The organism is Pseudomonas saudimassiliensis (assembly GCF_000939975.1).
GTDB classification, from domain to species: domain Bacteria; phylum Pseudomonadota; class Gammaproteobacteria; order Pseudomonadales; family Pseudomonadaceae; genus Halopseudomonas; species Halopseudomonas saudimassiliensis.
Genome location: NZ_LK391969.1, coordinates 2921351 through 2947017, shown reverse-complemented (window position 1 = coordinate 2947017; position 25667 = coordinate 2921351). Strand labels below are relative to the sequence as shown.

Sequence of the window (25667 nt, the reverse complement as noted above, 5' to 3'; positions counted from 1 at the left end):
CTTTGGTCCCGGGTTGCGTTGCTGAAAACAGGAACCGCCCCTAGAATGCGCTTTCCATTTCTCGCTGTCACAGGTAGCCCAACGCATGGTCAATTCACTACAAGCCCAGTTGCTCAAGGCTGGACTGGTTGATGAAAAGAAACTCAAACAGGCTCAGCGGGCCAAGAAAAAGGCCGTAAAGAATACCCCCGAGAAGGTGCATGACACCGCGGCGGCGGTAGAAAAGGCCCGTGCCGAGAAGGCCGAGCGTGACCGTCAGTTGAACCTGCAACGCCAGGAAGAAGCGGCCCGTAAGGAACGCGAAGCCCAGGCCAAGCAGCTGATCGAACAGGCCAAGCTGGACCGTACCGGTGGCGAGACCGCGTACCAGTTTGTCGCCAAGAACAAGATCAAGAAAATCTATGTCACGGCCGAGCAGTTCGACAAGCTCAGCCGCGGCAAGCTGGGTATCGTGCGGTTGTCGGGCCATTTCGAGGTGATCCCGCTGGAAGTGGCGGAAAAGGTCGCCGAGCGCGCCCCGCACTGGCCGGTGATCATTGCCAAGGTGGAAGCCGCCCAGCCCGATGAAGACGATCCCTACGCCGACTTCAAGGTACCCGACGACCTGATGTGGTAACTCCCCTGATGGACCCGAGGGCCGCGCCATGAAGCCAGCCGTTTCCCCGGTCGATTCTGCAGCCGGCAACCGTCCCTGGTCCGTCTTTCTGATCTTTTTGCGTTTGGGCCTGACTTCCTTTGGCGGGCCCGTGGCGCACCTTGGCTACTTCCGTGACGAGTTTGTCGTCCGCCGCCGCTGGCTGTCCGAGCGCAGTTACGCCGATCTGGTCGCCCTCTGCCAATTCCTGCCCGGTCCAGCCAGCAGCCAAGTCGGACTGGCGCTCGGGTTGTCCCGGGCCGGCTACCGGGGCGCTTTCGCCGCCTGGGCTGGCTTTACCCTGCCGTCCGCACTGATCCTCATCCTGTTTGCTACCTCGCTGGCGTTCCAGGGCTCCCTACATGCAGGCGTATTGCAGGGCTTGAAGGTAGTGGCCGTGGCGGTGGTGGCCCAGGCCGTCTGGGGCATGGCGCGCACCCTCTGCCCCGATCGTCTGCGAGTCACCTTGATGGCCGCCAGTGCGGTGCTGGTATTGCTGCTGCCCTTCATCTGGAGCCAACCCTTGGTATTGCTGGGCGCGGGCCTGCTTGGTGTGCTGCTGATCAAGCCGACTACCGAAGAACAACAGGATGACCTGCCCGTGCGGGTCAGCCGCCGGGCAGGCAGTCTGGCGCTTGGCCTGTTCCTGGTGCTGCTGGTGGGTCTGCCGTTGCTGGCCAGTCTGTTCCCCAGTCAACTGCTGAGTATCGTAGATAGCTTCTACCGGGTCGGCGCCCTGGTATTTGGCGGGGGTCACGTCATGCTGCCGCTGCTGGAGGCCGAGACGGTCCAAGCCGGGCTGCTCGATATCGATACCTTCCTCGCCGGTTATGGTGCGACCCAAGCCATACCCGGCCCGTTGTTCACCTTCGCCGCCTTCCTCGGCACGGCAATAAATACCGGCCTGCCGAGCTGGCTCACCGGGCTGGTCTGCCTGGCCGCCATTTTCCTGCCGTCCTTCCTGCTGGTGGTGGGTGCCCTGCCGTTCTGGGCACAGCTACGCCACAGCCCACGGACCCAGGCGGCCCTGGCGGGCATCAACGCGGCGGTGGTGGGGTTGTTGCTGGCGGCGCTGTATCAGCCGGTATGGTCCAGCGCCATCAAGAGTTCGCAGGATTTTGCCCTGGGGCTGGCGGCGTTGATTGCGCTGGTATTCTGGAAGCTGCCGCCATGGCTGGTGGTACTGGCCACGGCGGCGCTGGGCTGGCTGGCAGCCTGACTCGGCGCGGGGGTAATTACTCCCCGGATTCCTGCTCGTCGTCTTCCTCTTCAGGCTCGGACGGCACGTCCATCTGGCTGTCGTCGACCAGCTCGGCATCGTCCTTCATCTGTTGCTGCCGATCACGCTCTTCCTCGCTGGCCGCATCCGGGCACTCCAGCGGCAGCATGAAGGTGTTGGATACATCGATCAGGCCGATATGCTCGATGGTGCGACGGCCCAGCAGTACCGGATAGGTCATGTCGCTGCGGTCGCGCAGGGAGAACTGTTCTTCGAAGATGCGATTGCCGATGCACATGCGCATCTTCACTACCGGCCGGTAATCCTCACCACCGGCGCCGCGTACGGTCATCTGGCGGTACACCGGACGTTCGAACTGCAGGGTGACCTTGTTCCCGGTCTCGGCATCGGTCACCGGCACGTCATAACGCACCCAGCGCTTGCCCTTGCGGGTAAAGCGCTCCATGTTCACCGCGTGCATGGATGAGGTCAGGGCGCCGGAATCGACCTTGACCTTGACCACCGCCTCTTCCGGGAGGATCAGGCCCTTCTCGACCCAGCCCACCACCACCTTGCCAGCGACGTCTTCGGTAAGAACGGCATTTTCCGACGGCTCGATTGCTTCCTTGCCATCGGCCATGAGGCCAGGGGATACCACGGCTGCACTCAGCAGGGCCGCAAGGGACAGGCTCTTGATAGATAACTGCATAAAATATCCTTTGGGAAACAAACAGATAGACCGGAGCGCCGGCGGAAAGTGCCATCCCTGCCGAATTGCGGCGGCAATTTAGCACGCGTTGGGTATTGCCGGAAGGGGCCAACCCCCCTGAAACACCGCCTCTGGTCTATATCCGAGATTCAGCTGACCAATAGTGGCGACCAGCCACTGACACCGGGAAAAAAGTCCTTCAGTATCGGCGGGCTCGACCGATACAGCACTAGGTAGTCTGGTTTGACCAGACCGCAGTTACCAGAAAGACAGTTGTCGGAGAGGGAATAATGGACCTGTTGCGCAAAATAAGAATCAACCAACGGATGTGGCTTATCCTCATCGTCTCGCTCGCCAGCCTGTTGGCGCTCACCTTCATCTCGCTCAATCATCTGCGCAATGAAATCCACAGCGCCCAGGTCACCAAGGCGACCCACCTGGTAGAAACCGCCCATGGTTTGCTCGCCCACTTCCATGCCCGCGAGCTCAAGGGCGAGCTGACCGGCGAGGAGGCTCGCCGGCAGGCCCTGGAGGCCCTGCGCGGCCTGCGCTATGCCGGCAACGAATATTTCTGGGTCAATGACATGAACTACGTCATGCGCATGCACCCCTTCGCCCCGGAAACCGAAGGCGTGGACCTCAGCACCCTGAGCACGGCCAATGGCCCCAACGTCATCAAGGAAATGGTCGACATGGCCCGCACCCAGGGCACCGGCTTCCACGAATACCTGTGGGTCAAGCCCGGCGGCGTGGTCGGTGAAGGCGACGGGGTACGACGCCTGGCAGCCTTCACCCATTTCAAGCCCTGGGATTACATGGTCGGCACCGGCGTATTCCTCGCCGATGTGGAGAGCCGCTTCCGCAGTCAGGTCATCTGGGCCCTGTCGGTGGTCGCGGTCATCATCCTCATCATGTTCGCCAGCCTTTACCTGATCGGGCGCAGCATCACCCGCCCACTGAATCAGGTGGTACGCGCCCTGGGCGACATCGCCCACGGTGAAGGCGACCTGACCCACACCCTGGATGCCAACGGTCAGGATGAGCTTGCGCAGCTGGCTCGGCATTTCAATACCTTTACCGGCACCTTGCGCACCCTCATCCAGCAGCTGGGTGATGGCGCCAACCAGATGATCAGCGCCAGCCAGCAACTGGACCAGATCAGCACCGCCAGCCTGCACGGCATGACCCGCCAATCCGAGCGCATGGAGCTGATGGCCACCGCGGTGAACGAGATCACCTACGGCGTACAGGACGTGGCGCAGAATGCCAACGCCGCCGCCCAGGAAGTGGAGAACGCCAACGAAGGGGCGGATGTCGGCCGCAACCAGGTCAAGCGCACCATCGAGCAGATCGAGCACCTGTCCAGCAGCGTCAGCACCGCCGTCAGCCACATGCACACCCTCTCCAGCGACGCCAAGGACATCGCCACCGTACTGGATGTGATCCGCGCCATCGCCGAGCAGACCAACCTGCTGGCGTTGAACGCCGCCATCGAAGCCGCCCGCGCCGGCGAAATGGGCCGCGGCTTCGCTGTGGTGGCGGATGAAGTGCGCAACCTGGCCCAGCGCACCCAGAAATCCACCGAAGAAATCCACAGCATGATCACCCGGCTGCAGACCAACACCGAGTCGGCGGTGAATGTGATCAATGAAAGCAGCCGCTATTCAGAGCTCAGTGTCGAGCAGGTCAACGCCGCCGGCCAGGCACTGGAGCAGATCGCCAACTCCATGGCCCACCTGGTCAGTCTCAACGCCTCGATCGCCAGCGCCACCACCCAGCAGTCGACCGTGGTCGAGGACGTGAACCGCAACGTCACCGAGGCGGCCGAATTGGCCCGGGAAACTACCGAAGGTGCCCAGCAGACCGCCGAGGCCAGCCAGCACCTGGCGCGCATCGGCCAGCAGATCAGCGGCTTGATCGGCCGGTTCCGGATCTAGCCAGCTGTAGAGAGGTCGGCCTGACGGCCGGCCTCGCCCCACTCATGCCGACTACCGCCATGCTGGCAATTTCATCCAGAACTTTTGACAGCACCCAGGCCATCCGGCAGAGTACGCGCCCTCCCCCTTGTGAATGATTTATCGAACAGGACGTAACCATGAACGCAGTGGTCGTTGCAGTTGCAGTAATGCTCATCCTGAGCCTGTGCCGCGTGCACGTAGTTGTGGCGTTGATCATCGGCGCCGTCACCGGCGGTCTGCTCGGCGGGCTGAGCCTGGACGACACGCTGCAGGCGTTCCAGAGCGGGTTGGGCAAGGGGGCGAACGTCGCCCTGAGCTATGCGTTGCTGGGCGCCTTTGCGGTGGCCATCGCCAAGTCCGGCACCGCCCACGCCCTGGCTGACCGCGCCCTGCGCCTGATCAACGGCCAGCGTGGCGGCGGCACCGGCAAACTGCGGGCCACGCTGCTCATCATGCTGCTGGCCGTGGCCATGGCTTCGCAGAACATCCTGCCAATCCACATCGCGTTCATCCCGCTGCTGATTCCGCCGCTGCTGTTTGTCATGGCCAAGCTGCATCTTGATCGCCGGCTGGTCGCCTGCGTACTCACCTTCGGCCTGATCACGCCCTACATGTTCCTGCCGGTCGGTTTCGGCGGCATCTTCCTCAACGACATCCTGCTGGCCAACGTGCAGGACGGCGGGCTGGATGTGGCCGGCCTGAGCGTCATGCACGCCATGGCGTTGCCCGCGCTGGGTATGCTGTGCGGCCTGCTGGTGGCCTTCTTCAGCTACCGCAAGCGTCGCGACTACGCGGCAGTGGCCGTGGGCGATAGCGGCAAACCCGCCGACGCGGACGAGGCTGGCTACACCCCGAAGACGCTGCTGGTGGCGCTGGTTGCCGTGATTGCCGCCTTCGCTGTCCAGCTGTGGCTGGACTCGATGATCATGGGCGCGCTGGTCGGCTTCGTGGTGTTCTCCGTCTCGGGGGTGGTGCGCTGGCGGGAAGCGGATGACCTCTTTACCGAGGGCATGAAGATGATGGCCATGATCGGCTTCATCATGATCACCGCCAACGGCTTTGCCTCGGTGATGCAGGCTACTGGCGACATCGAAGCCATGGTAACCAGTTCCGCCGCCGCCATCGGCGACAACAAGCCCCTGGCAGCCCTGCTCATGCTGCTGGTCGGTCTGCTGATCACCCTGGGGATTGGCTCGTCCTTCTCCACCATCCCGATCATCGCCGCCATCTACGTGCCGCTGGCCATGCAGCTGGGCTTCAGCCCGCTGGCGATCATTTCCCTGGTGGGTACCGCCGCGGCCCTGGGTGATGCCGGCTCCCCCGCTTCGGACTCCACTCTCGGGCCAACCGCTGGGCTCAACGCCGACGGTCAGCACAATCACATCTGGGATACCGTGGTGCCGACCTTCCTGCACTACAACCTGCCGCTGATTGCCTTCGGCTGGTTCGCGGCCATGGTGCTCTGATCCCGACCGGCTTGCCTGCCCTCCAGGCGGGCAAGCCGAACGTCAGTCAGCCAGGGTTATCGGCGCGCCACCGGCAGCACCACCCACACCGCCAACCCACCCAACTCGCTGTCGCCCAACGTCAGCTCACCGCCATATACCTCCACCAGATCGCCCACGATTGCCAGCCCCAGGCCATGCCCGGTCACGCTCTCATCCAGTCGGCTACCCCGGCGCAGCACGTGATCACGGTGCTGCTGGTCGATGCCCGGACCGTCATCCTCCACCTGCAACAGCAATGAATCCGCCGCCAACTGCCACTCCAGGCGCACGGCGGTGCGCGACCATTTACAGGCGTTATCCAGCAGATTGCCTAGCAATTCCAGCATGTCTTCGCGCTCGAACGGCCATTCCTGCAGCGATTCACGGGGATAGTCGATGGCGAGCCCAGCCCCGTGGATCTGCCGCAGTGAATCGATCAGCCAGGGCAAATCCTGGGCTGGATTGAAGCGGCTGCCCGCCTGGCTTTCCGGCGCCAGGCGCGAACGCTGCAAGGCGCGCTCCAGCTGCCGACGCATCTCTTCCAGTTGGGCGGTGATCGCCTGCTCGCTCTGCTGATCCAGTGCCGCCTGCCTAACCAGGCTTTCGGTCACCGCCAGCGGGGTTTTCAGGGCGTGCCCCAGATCGCCGACGCCCTTGCGCGACCGCTGGATGATCTGGTCCACCTGGCTGCCCAGGTGATTGATCTCACCCACCAACGGTAATAATTCCTGGGGAACGTCGGCACTGAGCACCAGGCGCTGGCCGCTGCGCCATTCGGCGAGCTCCCGGCGGGCCCGGTGCAAGGGCCGCAGGGCGCGCCGCAGCAGCCCCTGCTGGATCAACAGGGCAAGCACCACGGCCAGGCCGCCCAGCCCCCAGATCCACAACCGGGCCCGGCCAAAGGCGGCCAGCAGCGGTTGATAGTCCATCGCCACGCTGATGGTGACCGACTGGCCGAGCTTGTTGAAACGACCTGAGCGCACCAGCAGCTGCTGCCCAGCGGGCCCCGGCACCAGGCTGTTGTCCAGCCCCTCGGCATCCAGCGGCAGGCGCTGGTCCCATAGCGAGCGGGAGCGCCAGCGCTCGGTGGTCTGCACCACGAAGTAACGTCCCGAAAAAGGCCGCTGGTAGTCGGGGCTAACGCGCTGCAGGTCCAGGTAAAGCCCTTCCGGGCCGGGCGTCAGGGCGGCCAGCAGCGCATCGGTTTCACGCTGCAGGTCGGTGCTCAGGTAGTCGCGCAGGGCCCGGTCGAACAGCCAGACGCTGCCCTGCCCCACCAGCATGACGGTCAGCAGTAGCACCAGCAGCAGGCCCGCGCCCAGTTGGCCGCCAATGGACCTCACGCCTGCCGCCCCACCAGCACATAACCCTGGCCCCGGCGGGTCTCGATCGTCTGTTTGCCAAGCTTGCGGCGCAGGTGATTGATCTGCACCTCGATGACGTTGGAATCTCTTTCGGCTTCGTAGTCGTAGAGGTGCTCGGCCAGGCGACTCTTGGAGACCAGTTGTCCCGCATGCAGCATGAAACAGCGCAGCAGGCGAAATTCACTGGCCGACAACTGGACCGCGTCCAGGCCCGGCCCGGACACCTGCTGGCTGGCCTCGTCCAACACCAGGCCAACGGCGCGCAACTGATTCTGCGGTTCGCGGCCGTGGCTGCGGCGCAGCAGCCCCTGGATGCGCAACAGCAGCTCCTCGGGGTGAAAGGGCTTGGTCAGGTAATCATCGGCACCGGCGCGCAGCCCTTCGACCCGCTCCGTCCAGCTGCCGCGGGCAGTGAGCACCAGCACCGGCAGGGCCAGCCCCTGCTCGCGCCAGGCCTGCAAAACCTCCAAGCCACTGCGCCCGGGCAGGCCCAGGTCGAGAATACACAGGTCGTAGGGTTCCTGCTCACCGAGCAGCTGCACATCGCGCCCATCGGTCCGCCAGTCCACCGCGTAACCGGCCTGGCGCAGGCTGGCACACAGGCTATCGGCCAGCGCCACGTTATCCTCAGCGAGCAGCAGCCGCATCAATCATCCTCATCCACATCGAGCAATGCGCCGGTGACGGCGTCATATTCCAGTTCCAGCACCCGCCGGTCGCGGGTGACGATTTCCATCTCATAGATATAGCGCCCGTCATCGCGCTCCAGGTCGGCCTCGAGAAAGCGCCCCGGGTAACGCCCCAGCGCGTCCTGGATCAGGGTCTGCAACGGCAGGATTACACCTTGCTCGGCCAACTCCAGCGCTTCATCGTGATCAATGTCCTCGGCAATGACCGTCCAGGGCCACCCGATCAGCATGCCAAAACACAACCAGCCGCACAGGGCGGCTGGTTGCAGTACCGACAAGCGTTTAGTCATCCTGTTCGGTTTTGAGGACTTCACCACTGGTGGCGTCCAGATCGATGTCCCATTCGGTACCGTCTTCCTGGCGAATATCCAGCTTGTAGATGTAGCGGCCATATTCATGCTCCAGATCGCGGTCGGTGATCTCACCGGCCTTGACTGACAGGGCCTTTTCCTCGAGGCTATCCAGCGCCTTGATCTTGCCCTCTTCGACCAGTTTCGCTGCCTCAGCAGAGCTCACATCGTCATCGGCGAACACTGCAGCTGAACCCAGACCCAGGAAAGCTGCGCAAGACAGTGCAATAAGTTTTTTCATATCATGTCGCTCCGTTGTTTGAACACAACTGAATAATAGACCGACATCCTGAATTGAACCTTAAAACATACCAATGAGCCGAACCGCGCAGGGAATCGCATGACCGCCATCCATATTTCCGCACCCGCCCTCTGCCTGCGAGCCGGTCAGCGCGCCCTGCAGCATATCCGCGACCAGGGGCTGCGGCCGGCGGATGTGCACCTGGTGCCCGGCGCCGCCGGTGGGCCCAAGGCGCTGGGCATCCAGGGGCTGGACATGGCGATCTTCGGTGACTGGCTGCCCCGCGCCGTGCAACCGCGCAGCCTGGTCGGCGCCTCGATCGGCAGTTGGCGCTTCGCCAGCATCTGCCTGCCAGACCCGGTTGCCGGTCTGCGCCGCCTGGGCGAACTCTATACCGCGCAGCGCTTCCCCAAGGGCATCAGCGTGGCCGAGATCAGCCGCCGCTGCGCCCGGATGCTGGACGAGCTGCTGGCGGACCAGGACCAGAGCATCCTCGACAACCCGCATTACCATCTGAACATCGTTGCGGTGAAAAGCCTGCGGCTACTGCAGCATGACCGGCCAACGCACCTGGGCCTGGGGCTCGGCGGCGTTATCGGGGCCAACCTGCTCGGACGTCGCCACCTGCGTCGCTGGTTCGAACGCGTTATTCTGCATGACCAGCGCCTGCTGCCACCGCTGGCCGACCTGGACGACTTCGTCACCAGCTTCGTCGCGCTCAGTCGGGACAACCTGCGCCCCGCCCTGCTCGCCTCGGGGTCCATACCCATGGTCATGGAGGCGGTACGGGACATTCCCGGCGCCAGCCAGGGGGTGTATCGCGACGGGGGCTTGCTGGATTACCACCTGGACCTGCCCTGGCGCGCACCGGGCGTGGTGTTGTATCCGCACTTTCTCGATCGGGTGGTGCCTGGCTGGTTCGACAAGGGCCTGCCCTGGCGCCGGGCCAATGCGCAGCAGATGGGCGATGTACTGCTGGTCGCGCCGTCCCCGGTGTACCTGGCCAGCCTGCCCTACGGCAAACTGCCGGACCGGCGCGACTACCGCCGTTTTCTCGGGGATGACGCCGGCCGCGAGCAATACTGGCGGCGGGCAATGGATGAGAGCCAGCGCCTGGGTGACGAATTTCTCGAACTGATGGAAAAGGATCGGCTCATCGACCGGATCAAGCCGCTCTAGGCGTCAGTCCAGCACCCGCCGCGCGCTGGCATAGGCGCGCTGCCAGTAGCTGGCATCCAGGGCGTCCACCCGCACCCGGCCGCCGCTGCTGGGCGCATGCAGGAAGCGGCCCTCACCGATATAGATACCCGCGTGGTCGACCCGCTTGCCGCGGGTAGCGAACAGCACCAGATCGCCGGGTTTGAGGGCGTCGACCGCGGTAGTACCCGGCAACGCGTTCAGCCCCGCCGTGGTGCGCGGCAGGGTCAGCCCAGCGGATTCACGAAACACGTAATTGATCAGGCCACTGCAGTCGAAACCGGTATCCGGCGAACTGCCGCCGTAACGGTAGGGCGTGCCCACCAGGCTGAAGGCGTGGAACAGCAGCTCGTCATGGCCCGCAGCGGGTACCGGCGCCGGCGGCGCGATGACTGCGGTGGGAGCCGGTGGCGGAGGCGCACTGGCGCAGCCGGCCAATACCGCCAATGACAGTACCATAAGCAAATGACTGACGCGCATGACCTGACCTCACCCCGAACAGGAGAATACCTTGCCCGTACAGGGACTTGAGGTCAAGTATCTCGACGTAGGATCATGATCTGCGTGTAACTCAATGATTCACCGTGAAGGCCAGCATCGCCGACAGCTGGCCCAGCGAGCGACCACTCTCCTGCGCCAGCTGGTTGAACGCGCCCTGCACCAACGCCAGGTCCCGCTGGCTGGTCGCCTTCGCCTGGTCCAGCACGCCCATGCCCTTGAGCGCGGTCAGCACATCGTCGGTGGTAACGAAGGTGTCCTTGCCCACCATCCGCAGAAAGCGCGGCACCGATAGCCCACCCAGCTGGTTGCCCCGCTTGGCCAGCAGTCGCCACAGCCCGACGATATCGTCACCCGGCCAATCGGCAATCAACTGGCCCATGCTGCCATATTCCCGGCTGAGATCCAGCACCATCTGCGCATTGCGCGGCACGCTGCGCAGCTTGGCCAGGTGGCGGATCAGCAGCGTGTTCTGCATCAGCCGTTCGATATGTTCGGCGCTCATCAGCACCACCTTGTGCGGGTCGAAGCCGAAGAAGGCCTCCTCGAAGGCCGGCCAGCGTGCATCCACCACGCTGTGCTTGAGCCCGGCGCGGAACACCCGCAGGGCGATGGTCGACAGGTACCTGTCATCGCTCAGCTCGCGCAATTGCTCGACGGGGCGCGGTACCGGCAGCCGGGCCTCCAGCGCCGCCCGTGAGCCGAAGCGGTTCAGGCAGTATTCTTCCAGCCATCGGTAATCGCGCATGGGTATCCGGGTCAGAGGTTCATGAGATCGACAAAGCGCGGCGCGGCACTGGTATCGATCGTCAGACTGGCGAAGTCGAACAGCTTGGCATCCGCCAGCTGCGAGGGCTGCACATGGCGCAGCGCGCGGAAGATATTCTCGACCCGGCCGGGGGTTTCCCGATCCCAGGTTTGCAGCATGTCCTTGACCACCTGGCGCTGCAGGTTTTCCTGGGAGCCGCACAGGTTGCAGGGGATGATCGGGAATTCACGCAGCTGGGCGTAGACCTCGATGTCCTTCTCGCTGCAATAGGCCAACGGCCGGATCACCACGTTGCGGCCGTCATCCGAGCGCAGCTTCGGCGGCATCGCCTTGAGGTTGCCACCGTAGAACATGTTGAGGAAGAAGGTCTCGACGATATCGTCCCGGTGATGCCCCAGCGCCATCTTGGTCGCGCCGATCTCGTCGGCGAAGGTATACAGGTTGCCCCGACGCAGCCGCGAACACAGCGAGCAGGTGGTCTTGCCCTCCGGCACCTTTTCCTTCACTACCGAATAGGTGTCACGCTCGAGGATGTGATAGTCGATACCCAGTTCATCGAGATAGGCCGGCAGCACATGCTCCGGAAAGCCCGGCTGCTTCTGGTCCAGGTTCACCGCCACGATATCGAACCGGATCGGCGCCACCTTCTGCAGATGCAGCAGCATATCCAGCAGGGTGTAGCTGTCCTTGCCGCCCGACAGGCACACCATGACCTTGTCGCCATCCTCGATCATGTTGTAATCGGTGACAGCTTCCGCGGTCAGGCGGCGCAGACGCTTCTGCAACTTGTTCTGGTTGACACTCAGACTGGACATGGAGGAGACCCGGCTATCAAAACCCGGCATTTTACCTTTAAACCGCCGCCAGGCAACGGCGCCAGGGGCAGATCAGGGAGATTCCGATGGACCGGCGAACAACCCGTAAACGAAAGGGGCACCGCAGCTAGCGGCGCCCCGTGGAACTTGCTCCCAGCGCAGATGGAGTTAGCGAAGATAGATGGGCCCGATGCCCAGCCCCCAGAAGATCACGGCCGTGGCCATCATGCCGACCAGGACCACCAGGCCTACCGCCAGGATTGAGCTGGCGAACAGGAAGCCCTCTTCCTCGGGAATCTCCATGAAGATCGGGATGCCCTGGTACAGCAGATAGACGGTGTAGCAGATCGCCGCCGTACCGACAAACATCGCCAGCCAGAGGTTGGGATACAGCGCCGCCAGGCCCGCCAGGAACAGCGGTGTCGCCGTGTAGGCCGCAAATACCACGCAGTCGCCGATGGTCGGGTTGGAGTCATAGGTGCGCGACATCCAGTGGATGAAGGCGCCCATGATCGCCACGCCGGCCAGCATGGCCAGCCAGGTCAGGGCAGTCATCTGCAGCGCACTGGCCTGGGTCAGGCGCACGGGCTCCAGCGTGCCTATGGTCCAACCGACCTGGGTGGTGCCGATGTAGGCGGATACGGCGGGAATGGCAGCGAGCACCAGCACGTGGACCAGATAGAGCGGCCCGATAACAGTCTCCTCGCCCTTGATGGTGCGCCAGGCGCGGTCGGGATTGGTGAACAGCCCCAGTACGTTATGGATCATTGTCTGACCTCCTGATTATTATCGTCCCGCAGCGCTGACCAAGGAGTCCGCTGCGGCAGAGAGGTGCGACATCCTGCCGCATCTATCGTGCCTTGACTATAGTCAAATCCGGATGAAATTTAACCAGGCCCATTAGAGTGTTTGGCGACTTCGGGGCTCGCGGTAATAGCGATTCAGAATTAGGTAGGCTTGGTTGATTTCGCTGCCCCGCTCACCATCGCCGCCCCGGTCGGGGTGATGCAGCATCATCAGCCGGCGGTAGCGCCGCTTGATGGCCAGCATATCCTCCCCTTGGCCTACCCCGATTACCTCCCGCGCCCACTGTAGCTGCCGGTTCGTCACCGGCGCTGCCCGGTGGCGCCAGAACTCATCAAGCAGCCGGCGCACATCATCGGCGCTGGTTTGCAGCCACTGGTTCCAGTCGAGGTAGTAGGCGCGCAGCGGATCGACCACGGCCAGGTCGGGCCTTAGGGTTTGCCGGGGCAACAGACGGATGCATAGCGCATGGATGGCCAGTTCGCGCCGGGACCCGGCCAGGTGATCGGAGAGCGCGTACAACCGGTGAAACAGTAGAAAATGCAGCTGGAACAATTGCAACGGCTCCCCCAGCGCCCCAGGCGTGGCGAACAGGGAGTCGGGAAAGGCGTGCGCCAGGTGCTTCAACAGGGCGAACTCACTCACGCCTTCGGGGTTGGCTTCGAGCACCTGCAGCACACAATCATCAAACCCCGGCGGCAACAGATCCTCTGCGGTTGGCTTGTCCATGGTCCGAGTGTAGCCATCCCCGGCGTCATAAAACAGCCATCAGGTTGCCATGGAATTGCAACACGTCAGGCGTATGACTATCTGGCCATTCACCAACCCTGGAACCCGACAATGAACAGATGGACCCTGACCGTTGTGGCCACCGCCGTGGCCGTGAGCCTGACCGGCTGCCTGGACAGCAGCAGCGACAATGATCGCGATGACAACGGTGTCAGCGCACCGATCGCCGTCGAGCTGACGCGACTGGGCGGCTACGCCACCGGCGAGTTTGGCAAGAGCGCAGCGGAGATCCCCGCCTTCGATCCGGTCAACCAGCAGATCTTCGTGGTCAACGCCCTGTCTGGCGCAGTGGACGTGCTCGACGCAGCCGATCCGGCCAACCCGGTATACCTGCGCTCCCTGGTGGCCAGGGTCGATAACGCCACCGTCAACAGCGTTGCCTGGCATGACGGGCTGCTCGCGGTCGCCGTCGAAGCCACGCCCAAGACCAGCCCCGGCACCGTGGAGCTGTACGACGCAACCACTCTGGAGCTGTTGGACAGCGCCCCGGTCGGCGCCCTGCCAGACATGGTCACCTTTACCCCGGACGGCCGCCATGTGCTGGTCGCCAACGAGGGCGAGCCCAATCACGACTATTCGCAGGACCCTGAAGGCTCCATCACCCTGGTCGAGATCCTGGCTGATGCCAACCGCTTCGGCGCCATACGCACCGCCGGCTTCGCCCAGTTCGACGACCAGCGCGACGCCCTGCTCACCGCCGGCGTGCGCCTGTTCGGGCCGGCCGACAATACCCGCCCCTACGGGCCGGACAATATCGCCAGCGTCGCCCGGGACCTGGAGCCGGAATACATCACCGTATCGGCCGACAGCCGCACCGCCTGGGTTGCGCTACAGGAGAACAACGCCCTGGCCAGACTGGACATCGCCAGCGCCACCGTCACCGATATCCTGCCCCTCGGCTTCAAGGACTATGGCGCGGAAGGCAACGGCATTGATGCCAGTGACGAGGAGGATGGCCTGATCCGCATCGAACCCCGTCCCGGTGTGGTCGGCATCTACCATCCTGATGCCATCAGCAGCTACAACGTCGACGGCAAGACCTATATCGTCTCGGCCAACGAAGGCGACGCCCGCGCCTGGGGTGAGGATGACGATGCCTACTGGGCCGGGGATGCCAGCAAGGGCTTCGTCGAGGAATTCCGCGTCAAGCATCTGGTCCACAGCAGCGGCTTCGGCAGACGCGCCGGTGACGACCTACCGCCGCAACTGGCCGCCCTGGCAGACGGCGCCCTGCTCAACCCGGACACCTTCAGCTACTGCGGCGCCACGGTCGCCGACCCGGGCGCCTGCCGGGACGATGATGAACTGGGCCGGTTGAACATCAGCTGGGTCAATGGCTATCGCCAGAATGCCGACGGCAGTCCGTTGCTGTTCGATGCCAGCGGCGTCGCCAACCCCGCCGGGAATCTGCTGATGTATGACCAGCTGTATTCCTACGGCGCGCGCTCCTTCTCGATCTGGGACGAGGACGGCGCACTGGTGTGGGATTCAGGGGATTTCTTCGAGCGTTTCCTGGCCAACCAGACCGAGCATGACTGTCAATTGCGCGCCGCCCGGGACATTCCCTGCGACCTGTATTTCAACAGCGGTCACGACGAGCCCGGCAACCTCGACAGCCGCAGCGACGCCAAGGGCCCCGAGCCGGAAGGCATTGCCCTGGGGCGCATCAATGACCAGACCTTTGCCTTCATCGGGCTGGAACGCATGGGCGGCGTCATGGTATTCGACATCACCGACCCCACCGCTCCCCGGTTCCAGGATTACCTGAATACCCGGGAGGATTGGGAGGTGGACCTGGAAGTCAACCCCGAGCTGCTCGCCCAGGCGGGTGACCTGGGCCCGGAAGGCCTGGTGTTCGTCGCTGCCGGGGACTCGCCCAACGGCGAGCCCCTGCTGATCGTCGGCAACGAGGTCAGCGGCACCACGGCCATCTATCAGGTCAACCGCCGCTGAGCCTGTCAGCGGGCGATGTCTCATCGCCCGCGCCAGTGGCTGCCGGCTCGGCACCAGCCTCGGCCGAGCCCGGCACCGCGTCCGCCTCGGCCATCGCCGTCTCGTCCGGCTTCTGCTCATCCACCACCATTTCCAGCGCCTCGGGGGATGTACCGACCATGCTCACGTGGCGGGCCGGCTCATCGACGATGCGGTCGCGGCGATCGCGCCAGCGCAGCATGGCAAACAGGGCCGCAGCGGCGAACATCATGGCGAAATACAGCGGCAACATCAGCGTCGAGGTCACACCCATCAACCAACCGGCCAGCGCCGGGCCCATCGCCGAGCCGGTGCCATGCAGCATCAGCATGCCGGCGTTACCGGACAACACCTCTTCCTTGCGCAAGTGGTCGATAAGGTGTGCCACCACCGTCGGATAGACCGAAAACGACCCAGCCCCGAAAATGGCCGCGCCGATCAGCAACCCGGTCGCCGAGCCGCTCAGCAGCGCCATCAGCACACCGCCCACGGCCGCGACCCCACAGACAATCGCCAGCGCCAGGCGCCGGTCGATGCGATCGGAAACCACCCCCATGGGCCACTGGAACACCGCCCCGGCGATAATGATCAGGGACATGAAGCTGGCGACCTGGCTGGTATCCATGCCCACCCGACCGGCAAAGAGCGCGCCCAGCCCCCAGAAGGCGCCCATTGCCAGGCCGGCGAGCATCGCGCCGGCACAGGCCACCGGCGCCGCGCGCCAGAGCGCCTTGAGCGACAGCGTCGTTGTTTCGACCATCTCCGGCTGCGGCAAGCGCGTCGCCACCACCGGCATGATGGCGATGATGACAAAGAACGCCGCGATACCGAAGGTCAGGTTGGCGAGCGGATTCTCCATCTGCAGCAACTGCTGGGCCAGGGCCAGCGCGCCGAGGTTGACCACCATGTACACGGCAAACACCCGCCCCCGCTGTTCCTTTGGCGCGCCGGTATTCAGCCAGCTTTCAATGGAGGTATAGACCCCGACCAGCACCGTCCCGGTGGCCAGGCGCAGCAGCAACCAGAACAGCATATCGATATGGATCACATGGAGGATGATGCAGGCCGCCGCGGCCGAGGCAAAGAAGGCAAAGGCACGTATATGCCCCATGCGCCGGATCAGCTTGGGACACAGCCAGGTGCCCAGCATGAAACCGGCAAAATACGCTGAGCCGAACAGGCCGAGCGTCTGGTCGGAAAACCCCTCCACCGCCCCGCGTAGGGGCAACAGTGTATTGAGCAAGCCGGAGCCCACCAACAACAGGGCAATACCGGCCAACAGCGCACTGATGGTTGTAACAATCCGCAGCATGCAAGCCTCTGATTCTGATTGGGATTTTGAAAGCTTCCTAACCAACCTATATCAGGATCGCGCATCTCGCCAATCGGGCGCCCCGCCGTCTACACTGGGCCCCATCTCTACTTGCCGCGTCGGAAGGAGAATCTACGATGCCGAAAAAACGCCTGCTGATCGTCGCCCACGCCCCCTCGGACAACACCCGCAAACTAGCGGAAGCCGCGCTGCGCGGTGCCTCCAGCCCCGATATCGAGAACGTCGATACCCGCTGGGTCGCCCCCCTCGATGCCACCCCTGCGGATGTACTACAGGCCGATGGCATCCTCCTTGGCACCACGGAAAACCTCGGCTACATGAGCGGCGCGCTGAAGGACTTCTTCGACCGCTGCTACTACCCGGTACTGGAAAAGAAACAGGGCCTGCCCTGCGCGCTCTACATCCGCGCCGGCATGGACGGCACCGGCACCCGCCGCGCCATCGAAAGCATCGTCACCGGTCTACGCTGGACCTGGGCCCGCGACCCGCTGGTGCTGCGCGGCGAATGGCAGGAGCGTTTTATTGATGATGCGGAAGAACTCGGCCTGTATATGGCCGCAGGGTTGGATAGCGGGATTTTTTGAGTTTAGGTGCCGCGCCGGCTAACAACGTGCCTGCTGATATTGGCTGTCCTGCGGCCAGCATCGCCGCGGGCGATGCGGCGATCCGATCGCGCCTCCTACAACACCTCGTGCAGCGGGCAAGGTTTTGGTAGGAGGGGCGCCGGATCGCCGGACCGCCTCGCCGCGATCGGCGCCCATCGGGCGCCCTGGGGTTAGAATACCAACCGCCATCTCCACACTCCCAACCTTACCGCCACCCATCAATCCCCCTATAATGCCCCCCATGGATCAGATACTGCACCGCCTGGAACACTGCTACCAGCTCGCCGAACAACGTTTCTCCCGCCCCTTCGACCGCCCCGAGGTAACACTGGACCTGCGCGGCCAGAAGGCCGGGGTGGCTTATCTGAATCGCAACCTCCTGCGCTTCAATGCCCAGCTGTACCGGGAAAACCACGACGACTTCCTGCACCAGACCGTGCCCCACGAAGCGGCCCACCTGATCGCCCACGCGCTCTATGGCGGCCAGATCCGTGCCCACGGCCGGGAATGGCAGGCACTGATGACCGATCTCTACGGCCTGCCCGCCCACCGCTGTCATAACTATGCGGTTCTCCCTAGACGCGGCACGCGTTACCTCTACCGTTGTGGCTGCCCGGAACGCATGCCCTTCACGCCCCAACGCCATGCCCTGGTGCGCCGGGGCCGGCGCTACCAGTGTCGGCGCTGCGGCGACCTGTTGCATTTCACCGGGCAGCAGCACGCCATCGGCTGAGCCTAGGGGCCGGGGTTATCCCCGGCGCGGCGCAGCTCATTGATATAGGGCATCAACGAGTACCCCAGGGCCGGCTCCAGCCCGGCCGCCCACTCGACCATGGCCGCGCGATCCGTCGCCAGGGGCGGGTCGCCCAGCGCCGGGACAAACAGGATGATGTTGCCCTCCTCCACCTGCACCTGCAGATACTGATCGCCAAACAGATCGCGCAGCAGCGGCGCCGCATAGGGCAATCCGGTTTCGCCCATCTGCCACTGGTTGATCACCAGCACGCCACCGGGGCGCAGCGCCCGTTGGCAGTCGAGGAAGAACTCCCGCTGCATCTGCAACCGGGACAACCCGCCCTCCATGTACAGGTCCACACCCAACAGATCGCAGCTGCCTGGCGCAGCGGCCACATGCTTCTCGGCGCCGCCGATATCCACCTGCAGCCGCGGATCGGTCGACAGCGCCAGCCATTCCCGCGCCAGCGCCAGCACCTCCCCGCGCAGCTCCACCACCCGCACCCCGGCCGGGGCAAAGTGCCGCACCAGACAGTTGGCCAGCGCGCCGCCGCCCAGCCCGAGCAAGGTGATTTCCGGCTCCGGTCGGCACCAGAACGCCCCCAGCAGCATCGCCCGGGTATAGTCGTATTCCAACCAGGCGGGATCGGCCATGAAAATGCAGCTCTGCTCGGTCTGCTCGCCGAAATAGAGGAAGCGATAGCCCTCCCGGTTCTCGGTGATGCGCAGCGTGCCGTAATCGTCACGGCGCTTTTCCAGCAGGGTTTCTCGATCAATCATCAACAACATTCCCAACAACGTGTTCCACCAGGACATGGCTCACCTATGACCTGAATCATTCAGGGCATTGTGGAGCACCGCCCGGCAAAAGTCTCCCGGCCGGCGCCGCGCCGCCTGCTCCGTCACTTGAGCCAAACGCCCCTTGGCGCGCATAATGCCCAGCCTTTGCTGGTTCCCACAGGCTGCTTCCATGTTCCGCTGGTTTGAACGACGTCTCGACCCCTTCCCCGCTGAAGAACCCACCCAACCGCCGCGCACCTTGCTGGCCTTCTGTCTGCATTACACCCGCGGCTCCTGGCCCTTCCTGATCACCGCCGCGGTGCTGATGGCCGCCATCGCCATCACCGAGGTCTGGCTGTTCAGCTTTCTCGGCAATATCGTCGACTGGCTGTCGAACCAGGACCGCAGCACCTTCCTGCAGAACGAGGGGCTCAAGCTCACCGGCATGTTCCTGGTAGTGATGGGCCTGTTGCCGCTGCTGATCCTGGTCAACTCCCTGTTCAGCTACCAGACGCTCATGGGCAACTACCCGATGCGCATCCGCTGGCTGGTCCACCGCTACCTGCTCCGGCAGTCGATGGCCTTCTACCAGGACGAATTTGCGGGCCGAATCGCCACCAAGATGATGCAGACCGCCCTGGCGGTACGCGAGTGCGTCATCAAGCTGATCGACGTGCTCAACTACGTGGTGGTGTACTTCCTGGGTACCCTGCTGGTGGTGGGCCTGGCCGATTGGCGGCTGATCATTCCCCTGGTGGCCTGGGTGATCGGCTATGGGCTGATGATGCGTTTCTTCATTCCCCGCCTGGGCAAGGTCGCTGAAGTGCAGGCCGACGCCCGCTCGGTGATGACCGGCAGCGTGGTCGACAGCTACACCAATATCCAGACGGTGAAACTCTTCTCCCATGCCCGCCGCGAAGCCACCCATGCCCGGGAAGGCATGACCGATTTCATGGACACGGTCTACCGGCAGATGCGGCTGGTGACACTGGTCAACCTGTCGCTCTACCTGCTCAACGGCATGCTGCTGGCGAGCGCCACCGGCATGGCGCTGTGGTTGTGGGTGCAGGGCGAGATCAGCGTCGGCGCCGTGGCGGTGGCCGTAGGCCTGGTGCTGCGCCTGTGGGGCATGTCCCAGTGGATCATGTGGGAGATCTCCGCGCTGTTCGAGAACGTCGGCACCGTGCAGGACGGCATCAACTCCATCTCCCGTCCGCAGCTGATCACCGACCGGCCCGATGCCAAGCGCCTGGAAGTTACCCAGGGCGAGATCCGCTTCGACCATGTGCAGTTCCATTACGGCAAGGGCCATGGGGTGATGGATGACCTGCATTTGCATATCCGCCCCGGTGAACGTATCGGCCTGGTCGGCCGTTCCGGCGCCGGCAAGTCAACCCTGGTGAATCTGCTGCTGCGCTTCTACGACGTGGAAGGCGGCCGCATCCTGATCGACGGGCAGAATATCGCCGAGGTCAGCCAGGACTCCCTGCGTGAACACATCGGCATGGTGACCCAGGACACCTCCCTGCTGCACCGCTCCGTACGGGACAACATCCTCTACGGCCGCCCCGATGCCACTGAGGACATGTTGCTGCAAGCCGCCCGCGACGCCCATGCCGACGGCTTCATACCGGACCTGAGCGACGCCAAGGGCCGCCGCGGCTTCGATGCCCATGTGGGCGAGCGCGGCGTGAAACTGTCCGGCGGCCAGCGCCAGCGCATCGCCATCGCCCGCGTCATGCTCAAGGATGCCCCCATCCTGATCCTCGACGAAGCCACCTCGGCACTGGACTCTGAAGTCGAAGCCGCAATCCAGGAGAACCTCAACAAGCTGATGCAGGGCAAGACCGTGATCGCCATCGCCCACCGCCTGTCCACCATCGCCGAAATGGACCGCCTGATCGTCATGGACCAGGGGCGCATCATTGAAGATGGCAGCCATGCGGAATTGATCAGCCGGGGCGGGTTGTATGCCCAGTTGTGGGCACGGCAGTCGGGTGGGTTTTTGGGGGAGGATTTGTAGCTTTTCAAACTGCCTTTCAACCGGCAAAGAGGTTTCCGCTCAGCCCCACCAGGATCACCAGCCGGTAGTGGGCCGTGGCCCTTGGCGAACCGTGTGCGGCCAGGGACGGCCGCACACGAGCGCCACGGACGGCACGGGTGCGTGTTCGCCAAGGGCCACGGCCCAGTACCGGCAGACTCGCCGCTCTCAGCACGCTAAACACGCCAGCGCACCTGCAAGCGCCCAACCCCACCCAAGCGACGAACTACCCTCACCCCTCCGCCAGCAAATCGCGCAACACATAATGCAGAATCCCACCCGCCTTGAAGTAGTCCACCTCATTGCTGGTATCAATCCGGCACAGCACTTCAAATTCCATCTGGCTGCCGTCCGGCCGGTGCGCAATTACCTTGAGCATCTGGCCGGGCCGCAGGTTGTCGTCGATCCCGGGGATATCCAGCACCTCATGCCCATCCAGCTGCAGTGTGGGGGCATTCTGGCCGTTGATGAATTGCAGCGGCAGTACGCCCATGCCCACCAGGTTGGAGCGGTGGATACGCTCGAAGCTCTCGGCAATGACCGCTTTCACCCCCAACAGGTTGGTGCCCTTGGCCGCCCAGTCGCGGCTGGAGCCGGTGCCGTATTCCTTGCCAGCCAGCACCACCAGCGGCGTACCCTCGGACTGGTAACGCATGGCCGCGTCGTAGATGGACATCCGCTCGCCACTGGGCGCATGGATGGTCAGCCCGCCCTCCTCGCCACCGAGCATGCGGTTACGGATACGGATGTTGGCAAAGGTGCCGCGCATCATCACTTCATGGTTGCCGCGGCGCGACCCGTAGGAGTTGAAGTCTTCCGGCCGCACACCCAGCCCCTGCAGGTATTCCCCTGCAGGGGAACTGGATTTGATATTGCCCGCCGGGGAAATGTGGTCGGTGGTGATGGAGTCGCCAAACACCGCTAGCACCCGCGCCTGGTGGATGGGTTGCAGGGGCTCCAGCGGCTGATCGATACGGTCGAAGTAAGGCGGGTTCTGCACATAGGTCGACTGGCTGTCCCAGGCATAGGTATCGCCGCCCGACACATTGATCGACTGCCAATGCTCATCGCCGGAGAACACGTCGGCGTAGCGGCTGCGGAACATGCTGTCCTCGACCAGCGCCACCGCCTCGGCGATTTCCGCGTTGCTTGGCCAGATGTCGCGCAGGTACACCGGGTTATTATCCGCATCCAGTCCCAGGGGCTCTTCCTGCAGGTTCAGTCGGCTATCCCCGGCCAGGGCATAGGCCACCACCAGGGGCGGCGACGCCAGCCAGTTGGCCTTGACCTGCTGATGCACCCGGCCTTCGAAGTTGCGGTTACCCGAGAGCACCGCAGACACCACCAGATCATGCTCGCTGATGGCCTGGGCGATAGGCTCGGGCAGCGGCCCCGAGTTGCCGATGCAGGTGGTGCAGCCATAGCCGACCAGATGGAACCCCAACTGATCGAGATGATCGATCAGCCCGGCCCGCTCCAGGTAATCGGTCACCACCTTGGAGCCCGGCGCCAGCGACGACTTGACCCAGGGCTTGCGTTGCAGCCCCCGCTCCACCGCTTTCTTCGCCAGCAATCCGGCGGCCATCATCACGTTGGGGTTGGAGGTGTTGGTGCAGGAGGTGATGGCTGCAATCACCACCGCGCCGTTTTTCAGCACATGCTCCTCACCATCAAGAGTCACGGTTACCTCGCCGCTCGGGCCGCCCACGGCGGTACCGCCACCGCCCTCGTCTTCCAGACGCTCGACGTCGGTAGCAATGGTCTTGGTCTGCAGCGACATCAGCTCCTCGAACACACGGGGGACCTGGCCCAGCGGCACCCGGTCCTGGGGCCGGCGCGGCCCGGCAAGGCTGGGCTCGACTTCGCCCATGTCCAGGTGCAGGGTGTCGGTGAACACCGGCTCGTGGCCGGGCTCGCGCCACAGCCCCTGGGCCCGGCTGTAGGCCTCCACCCGCTCGATCACCTCCTGCGGGCGACCGGTCAGGCGCAGGTAGCCGATGGTTACCTCATCAATGGGGAAGAAACCGCAGGTCGCGCCATACTCCGGCGCCATGTTGGCGATGGTGGCGCGGTCAGCCAGCGGCAGGTCCGCCAGGCCGTCACCGTAGAACTCAACGAACTTGCCGACCACCCCGTGGGCACGCAGCATCTGGGTGACCGTCAATACGAGGTCGGTAGCGGTCATGCCTTCGCGCAGCTTGCCGGTCAGCTTGAAACCCACCACCTCGGGGATCAGCATGGATACCGGTTGCCCGAGCATGGCGGCCTCGGCCTCGATGCCGCCCACGCCCCAGCCCAGTACCCCCAGACCGTTGACCATGGTGGTATGCGAGTCCGTCCCGACCAGAGTGTCGGGGTAGGCCCACCACTGGCCGTCGATTTCCGAGGCCCAGACGCTCTGGGCCAGGTATTCCAGGTTCACCTGGTGGCAGATACCGGTGCCCGGCGGCACCACACGGAAGTTGTCGAACGCCTTCTGCCCCCAGCGCAGGAAGGCATAGCGCTCGCCGTTGCGCTCCATTTCCATCTGCACGTTGTCATGGAAGGCCGAGGGGTCGCCAAAGCGGTCCACCATCACCGAGTGGTCGATCACCAGGTCCACTGGCGACAGCGGGTTGATCCGCTGCGGGTCAGCCCCGGCCCGGGCCACGGCGTCACGCATGGCCGCCAGATCCACCACCGCCGGCACGCCGGTAAAATCCTGCATCAGCACCCGGGCGGGCCGATACTGGATCTCCCGGTCCGAGCGGCGATGAATCAGCCAGTCGGCCATCGCCTGGATATCATCGCGGGTGACCGTCTCGCCATCTTCATGGCGCAGCAGGTTCTCCAGCAGGACTTTCAGGGACATGGGCAGCCGGTTAATCTCGCCCAGGAGTTCGCCAGCCTTGGGCAGAGAATGGTACTGATAGGTTCTGCCGCCCACCGGCAGGCTGCTCAAGGTGTGCAAACTGTCAATCGACATCAGGTGTCTCCTCTTTTCCAGCGAGATGCCGGCGGGGCATTCAAGATGCCCACCCGCCGGCCGATACCCTTCAGAGTAGTTCAGATACGAAAAAATTCAGAATCGGCCCCACCGCCTCAGGATCACAATGCGCAAAAACCTGCCCGTCACCCAGCGGGAAAAAACCTTTCACCGCGATCAGCGACTGATCTCCACCACCTCCGTTAAAGGAGTGATCACCTACTGCAACGATGCCTTTGTCGAGGTATCCGGGTTCAGTCGCGAGGAGTTGATGGGCCAGGCCCATAACCTGGTACGTCATCCGGACGTGCCCCCGGCGGTCTTTGCCCATCTGTGGGCCGACCTCAAGCAGGGCCGCAACTGGATGGGCGTGGTCAAGAACCGCTGCAAGAATGGCGACCATTACTGGGTCAATGCCTTTATTGCGCCGATTCGCGAAGAGGGTCAGGTGGTGGGCTTCGAGTCGGTGCGCACCTACGCCTCCCCGGAGCAGGTAGCCCGGGCGACGCGGCTCTACGCGCGCCTGAATGCCGGCAAGGCGGTGCTGGGTACCGACTGGGCGGGGCTGGCGCAGGCAACACTTCCGATTGCGCTGCTGGCAGCGCTTGGCGGTCTGGCCGGTCAATTGCTGGGCCCCTGGGGCTTGCTGGTAGCTGCGCTGGTGGGCGCCGGCGCTGGCCTGCTGCTGAAGCAGTTACGCGACCGCAGCCTGCTGCGGGTGCTGGCCGACAGCACCGAGACCAGCATCACCGATCCGCTGCTGGCCCGCATGTACAGTGATGACCGCGGCCCCCTCGGGCGGCTGGCCATGGCGCTGCACAGCCAGCAGGCGCAACTGCGCACCTGCATCACCCGGGTCGCCGACAGCACCGACCAGCTTCGCCGACAGGCCGAAGAACTCAGCCAGCTGTCGCGCAACAGCAGTGAGCAACTGGACCGCCAGCGCAATGAAACCGACATGGTGGCGACCGCGGTCAACCAGATGGCAGCCGCCACCCAGGAAGTGGCCAGCAACGTACACCGCGCCGCAGATGCCGCCCAGAGCGCTCACCAGCAGGCTGAACAAGGTAAGCGCCTCGCCGGGAAAACCCGTGAGTCCATTGAACTGCTGTCCGCCTCGGTCAGCTCCGCCGCCACGGTCGCCAGCCAGTTGGCCACCGATGCCAGTGACATCGGCAGCGTGGTGGATGTCATCCAGAGCATTGCCGAGCAGACCAACCTGCTGGCGCTGAACGCCGCCATCGAAGCGGCCCGCGCCGGTGATCAGGGCCGCGGCTTCGCCGTGGTGGCCGACGAGGTGCGCGCCCTGGCCAAGCGCACCGCCGACTCCACCGGGCAGATCCATACGCTGATCGCCAACCTGCAACAGGCCACCAGTCGCGCAGTGGCGACCATGCATGCCGGGCAGGAGCAGGCCGACCTCGGCGTGGCCCAGGTGATTCAGGCCGATGAGGCGCTGGATCGCATCCGCCAGGCCATCGAGCAGGTCAACGACATGACCGGCCAGATTGCCAGCGCAGCGGAGGAACAGAGCGCTGTGGTGGAGGAAATCAACCACAACGTCAACAACATCGCCCTGCTGTCTGACCAGACCGCCACCCAGGCGCGGCGCAGCAGCGAGCTCAACCTGGAACTGGCGGCCACCGCCAATCACCAGAACGATCTGGTGCAGCGTTTCAACCGACGTTAATGGATGGGTGCTGGGCAGCCGGGT

23 protein-coding genes and 1 pseudogene are annotated in these 25667 nt (G+C 64.1%); 11 read left to right on the top strand and 13 right to left on the bottom strand.

Going from position 1 to position 25667, the window contains the following annotated elements; genetic code table 11:
- The first annotated feature begins 85 nt into the window (after positions 1-85).
- Together VG99_RS13590 and chrA are read left to right on the top strand one after the other, a co-directional pair.
- On the top strand, positions 86-616 hold the full coding sequence (locus tag VG99_RS13590; RefSeq protein WP_044500812.1) for a DUF2058 domain-containing protein: 531 nt from the start codon (positions 86-88) through the stop codon (positions 614-616).
- Positions 617-644: 28 nt separating this feature from the next.
- On the top strand, positions 645-1853 hold the full coding sequence (chrA, locus tag VG99_RS13585) for a chromate efflux transporter (RefSeq protein WP_044500809.1): 1209 nt from the start codon (positions 645-647) through the stop codon (positions 1851-1853).
- A 16-nt stretch (positions 1854-1869) separates the two neighbouring features.
- On the opposite strand, the gene rloA3 is transcribed toward chrA, so the two are convergent.
- The gene (gene rloA3, locus VG99_RS13580) at positions 1870-2562 is read right to left on the bottom strand and encodes a retropepsin-like aspartic peptidase RloA3 (RefSeq protein ID WP_076939761.1); all 693 of its coding nucleotides are present in this window, start codon (positions 2560-2562) and stop codon (positions 1870-1872) included.
- A gap of 290 nt (positions 2563-2852) precedes the next feature.
- Between rloA3 and VG99_RS16505 the strand changes: the two are divergent.
- The 3 genes and pseudogenes from VG99_RS16505 to VG99_RS13570 all read left to right on the top strand — a co-directional run.
- A pseudogene (locus VG99_RS16505) lies at positions 2853-3641 on the top strand (cache domain-containing protein); the annotation flags it as partial.
- Between the two features lie 48 nt (positions 3642-3689).
- Positions 3690-4499: a methyl-accepting chemotaxis protein gene (locus tag VG99_RS16500; RefSeq protein WP_420848303.1), complete on the top strand. Its 810-nt coding sequence runs from the start codon at positions 3690-3692 to the stop codon at positions 4497-4499.
- A 158-nt stretch (positions 4500-4657) separates the two neighbouring features.
- Positions 4658-5986: a Na+/H+ antiporter family protein gene (locus VG99_RS13570; protein ID WP_044500804.1), complete on the top strand. Its 1329-nt coding sequence runs from the start codon at positions 4658-4660 to the stop codon at positions 5984-5986.
- Between the two features lie 56 nt (positions 5987-6042).
- On the opposite strand, the gene VG99_RS13565 is transcribed toward VG99_RS13570, so the two are convergent.
- Genes VG99_RS13565 through VG99_RS13550 form a run of 4 tightly spaced genes read right to left on the bottom strand, consistent with a single transcriptional unit; the run spans position 6043 to position 8651 of the window.
- Positions 6043-7350, bottom strand: a complete 1308-nt coding sequence (locus VG99_RS13565; RefSeq protein WP_044500802.1) for an ATP-binding protein — start codon at positions 7348-7350, stop codon at positions 6043-6045.
- Positions 7347-8018, bottom strand: coding sequence for a response regulator transcription factor (locus VG99_RS13560; protein ID WP_044500800.1), 672 nt, complete (start codon positions 8016-8018; stop codon positions 7347-7349). The genes VG99_RS13565 and VG99_RS13560 overlap by 4 nt, the downstream gene beginning before the upstream one ends.
- Entirely contained in the window at positions 8018-8350 is a 333-nt protein-coding gene (locus VG99_RS13555) for a PepSY domain-containing protein (RefSeq protein ID WP_239419910.1), read from the bottom strand. The genes VG99_RS13560 and VG99_RS13555 overlap by 1 nt, the downstream gene beginning before the upstream one ends.
- Entirely contained in the window at positions 8343-8651 is a 309-nt protein-coding gene (locus tag VG99_RS13550; RefSeq protein ID WP_044500798.1) for a PepSY domain-containing protein, read from the bottom strand. Before VG99_RS13550 ends, VG99_RS13555 begins: the two co-directional genes overlap by 8 nt.
- A 99-nt stretch (positions 8652-8750) precedes the next feature.
- Between VG99_RS13550 and VG99_RS13545 the strand changes: the two genes are divergently transcribed.
- Positions 8751-9830 carry a patatin-like phospholipase domain-containing protein gene (locus VG99_RS13545; RefSeq protein ID WP_044500797.1) on the top strand — a complete coding sequence of 360 codons (1080 nt, stop codon included), beginning with the start codon at positions 8751-8753 and terminating at the stop codon, positions 9828-9830.
- A gap of 3 nt (positions 9831-9833) precedes the next feature.
- Here VG99_RS13545 and VG99_RS13540 read toward each other — a convergent pair whose 3' ends face one another.
- From VG99_RS13540 to VG99_RS13520, 5 genes are all read right to left on the bottom strand, one after another.
- A complete protein-coding gene (locus tag VG99_RS13540) occupies positions 9834-10328 on the bottom strand; it encodes a C40 family peptidase (protein ID WP_044500795.1) in 495 nt (164 codons plus the stop codon).
- A 91-nt stretch (positions 10329-10419) separates the two neighbouring features.
- Complete coding sequence (locus tag VG99_RS13535) at positions 10420-11094, bottom strand: DNA-3-methyladenine glycosylase I (protein WP_044500793.1); 675 nt, start codon at positions 11092-11094, stop codon at positions 10420-10422.
- Positions 11095-11105: 11 nt separating this feature from the next.
- On the bottom strand, positions 11106-11930 hold the full coding sequence (gene ttcA, locus VG99_RS13530) for a tRNA 2-thiocytidine(32) synthetase TtcA (protein WP_044500790.1): 825 nt from the start codon (positions 11928-11930) through the stop codon (positions 11106-11108).
- 168 nt (positions 11931-12098) lie between these two features.
- The gene (locus VG99_RS13525) at positions 12099-12698 is read right to left on the bottom strand and encodes a Yip1 family protein (protein ID WP_044500787.1); all 600 of its coding nucleotides are present in this window, start codon (positions 12696-12698) and stop codon (positions 12099-12101) included.
- A gap of 132 nt (positions 12699-12830) precedes the next feature.
- A complete protein-coding gene (locus VG99_RS13520) occupies positions 12831-13463 on the bottom strand; it encodes a DNA-J related domain-containing protein (RefSeq protein WP_044500785.1) in 633 nt (210 codons plus the stop codon).
- Between the two features lie 111 nt (positions 13464-13574).
- On the opposite strand from VG99_RS13520, the gene VG99_RS13515 reads away from it, so the two are divergent.
- Positions 13575-15476, top strand: coding sequence for a choice-of-anchor I family protein (locus tag VG99_RS13515; RefSeq protein ID WP_044500783.1), 1902 nt, complete (start codon positions 13575-13577; stop codon positions 15474-15476).
- Here the strand turns inward: VG99_RS13515 and VG99_RS13510 are convergent.
- Complete coding sequence (locus tag VG99_RS13510) at positions 15463-16806, bottom strand: MFS transporter (protein ID WP_044500781.1); 1344 nt, start codon at positions 16804-16806, stop codon at positions 15463-15465. The genes VG99_RS13515 and VG99_RS13510 overlap by 14 nt on opposite strands.
- 137 nt (positions 16807-16943) lie before the next feature.
- On the opposite strand from VG99_RS13510, the gene VG99_RS13505 reads away from it, so the two are divergent.
- A complete protein-coding gene (locus VG99_RS13505) occupies positions 16944-17411 on the top strand; it encodes a flavodoxin family protein (RefSeq protein ID WP_044500779.1) in 468 nt (155 codons plus the stop codon).
- Positions 17412-17664: 253 nt separating this feature from the next.
- Positions 17665-18165: a SprT family zinc-dependent metalloprotease gene (locus VG99_RS13500; RefSeq protein ID WP_044500776.1), complete on the top strand. Its 501-nt coding sequence runs from the start codon at positions 17665-17667 to the stop codon at positions 18163-18165.
- 2 nt (positions 18166-18167) lie between these two features.
- Here the strand turns inward: VG99_RS13500 and VG99_RS13495 are convergent, their stop codons facing one another.
- Positions 18168-18947, bottom strand: a complete 780-nt coding sequence (locus tag VG99_RS13495; protein ID WP_044501657.1) for a spermidine synthase — start codon at positions 18945-18947, stop codon at positions 18168-18170.
- Between the two features lie 190 nt (positions 18948-19137).
- Between VG99_RS13495 and VG99_RS13490 the strand changes: the two genes are divergently transcribed.
- A complete protein-coding gene (locus VG99_RS13490) occupies positions 19138-20970 on the top strand; it encodes an ABC transporter ATP-binding protein (protein ID WP_044500774.1) in 1833 nt (610 codons plus the stop codon).
- Between the two features lie 250 nt (positions 20971-21220).
- Here the strand turns inward: VG99_RS13490 and acnA are convergent, their stop codons facing one another.
- On the bottom strand, positions 21221-23956 hold the full coding sequence (gene acnA, locus VG99_RS13485; protein WP_044500772.1) for an aconitate hydratase AcnA: 2736 nt from the start codon (positions 23954-23956) through the stop codon (positions 21221-21223).
- Between the two features lie 124 nt (positions 23957-24080).
- On the opposite strand from acnA, the gene VG99_RS13480 reads away from it, so the two are divergent.
- The gene (locus VG99_RS13480; protein WP_044500771.1) at positions 24081-25643 is read left to right on the top strand and encodes a methyl-accepting chemotaxis protein; all 1563 of its coding nucleotides are present in this window, start codon (positions 24081-24083) and stop codon (positions 25641-25643) included.
- The last annotated feature ends 24 nt before the right edge of the window (positions 25644-25667 follow it).

Coding starts and splice junctions, on each gene's coding strand:
- VG99_RS13590 (WP_044500812.1), top strand. CDS start 86: ATGGTCAATTCACTACAAGCCCAGTTGCTCAAGGCTGGACTGGTTGAT.
- chrA (WP_044500809.1), top strand. CDS start 645: ATGAAGCCAGCCGTTTCCCCGGTCGATTCTGCAGCCGGCAACCGTCCC.
- rloA3 (WP_076939761.1), bottom strand. CDS start 2,562: ATGCAGTTATCTATCAAGAGCCTGTCCCTTGCGGCCCTGCTGAGTGCA.
- VG99_RS16500 (WP_420848303.1), top strand. CDS start 3,690: ATGATCAGCGCCAGCCAGCAACTGGACCAGATCAGCACCGCCAGCCTG.
- VG99_RS13570 (WP_044500804.1), top strand. CDS start 4,658: ATGAACGCAGTGGTCGTTGCAGTTGCAGTAATGCTCATCCTGAGCCTG.
- VG99_RS13560 (WP_044500800.1), bottom strand. CDS start 8,018: ATGCGGCTGCTGCTCGCTGAGGATAACGTGGCGCTGGCCGATAGCCTG.
- VG99_RS13555 (WP_239419910.1), bottom strand. CDS start 8,350: ATGACTAAACGCTTGTCGGTACTGCAACCAGCCGCCCTGTGCGGCTGG.
- VG99_RS13550 (WP_044500798.1), bottom strand. CDS start 8,651: ATGAAAAAACTTATTGCACTGTCTTGCGCAGCTTTCCTGGGTCTGGGT.
- VG99_RS13545 (WP_044500797.1), top strand. CDS start 8,751: ATGACCGCCATCCATATTTCCGCACCCGCCCTCTGCCTGCGAGCCGGT.
- VG99_RS13540 (WP_044500795.1), bottom strand. CDS start 10,328: ATGCGCGTCAGTCATTTGCTTATGGTACTGTCATTGGCGGTATTGGCC.
- VG99_RS13535 (WP_044500793.1), bottom strand. CDS start 11,094: ATGCGCGATTACCGATGGCTGGAAGAATACTGCCTGAACCGCTTCGGC.
- ttcA (WP_044500790.1), bottom strand. CDS start 11,930: ATGTCCAGTCTGAGTGTCAACCAGAACAAGTTGCAGAAGCGTCTGCGC.
- VG99_RS13525 (WP_044500787.1), bottom strand. CDS start 12,698: ATGATCCATAACGTACTGGGGCTGTTCACCAATCCCGACCGCGCCTGG.
- VG99_RS13520 (WP_044500785.1), bottom strand. CDS start 13,463: ATGGACAAGCCAACCGCAGAGGATCTGTTGCCGCCGGGGTTTGATGAT.
- VG99_RS13515 (WP_044500783.1), top strand. CDS start 13,575: ATGAACAGATGGACCCTGACCGTTGTGGCCACCGCCGTGGCCGTGAGC.
- VG99_RS13510 (WP_044500781.1), bottom strand. CDS start 16,806: ATGCTGCGGATTGTTACAACCATCAGTGCGCTGTTGGCCGGTATTGCC.
- VG99_RS13505 (WP_044500779.1), top strand. CDS start 16,944: ATGCCGAAAAAACGCCTGCTGATCGTCGCCCACGCCCCCTCGGACAAC.
- VG99_RS13500 (WP_044500776.1), top strand. CDS start 17,665: ATGCCCCCCATGGATCAGATACTGCACCGCCTGGAACACTGCTACCAG.
- VG99_RS13495 (WP_044501657.1), bottom strand. CDS start 18,947: ATGATTGATCGAGAAACCCTGCTGGAAAAGCGCCGTGACGATTACGGC.
- VG99_RS13490 (WP_044500774.1), top strand. CDS start 19,138: ATGTTCCGCTGGTTTGAACGACGTCTCGACCCCTTCCCCGCTGAAGAA.
- VG99_RS13480 (WP_044500771.1), top strand. CDS start 24,081: ATGCGCAAAAACCTGCCCGTCACCCAGCGGGAAAAAACCTTTCACCGC.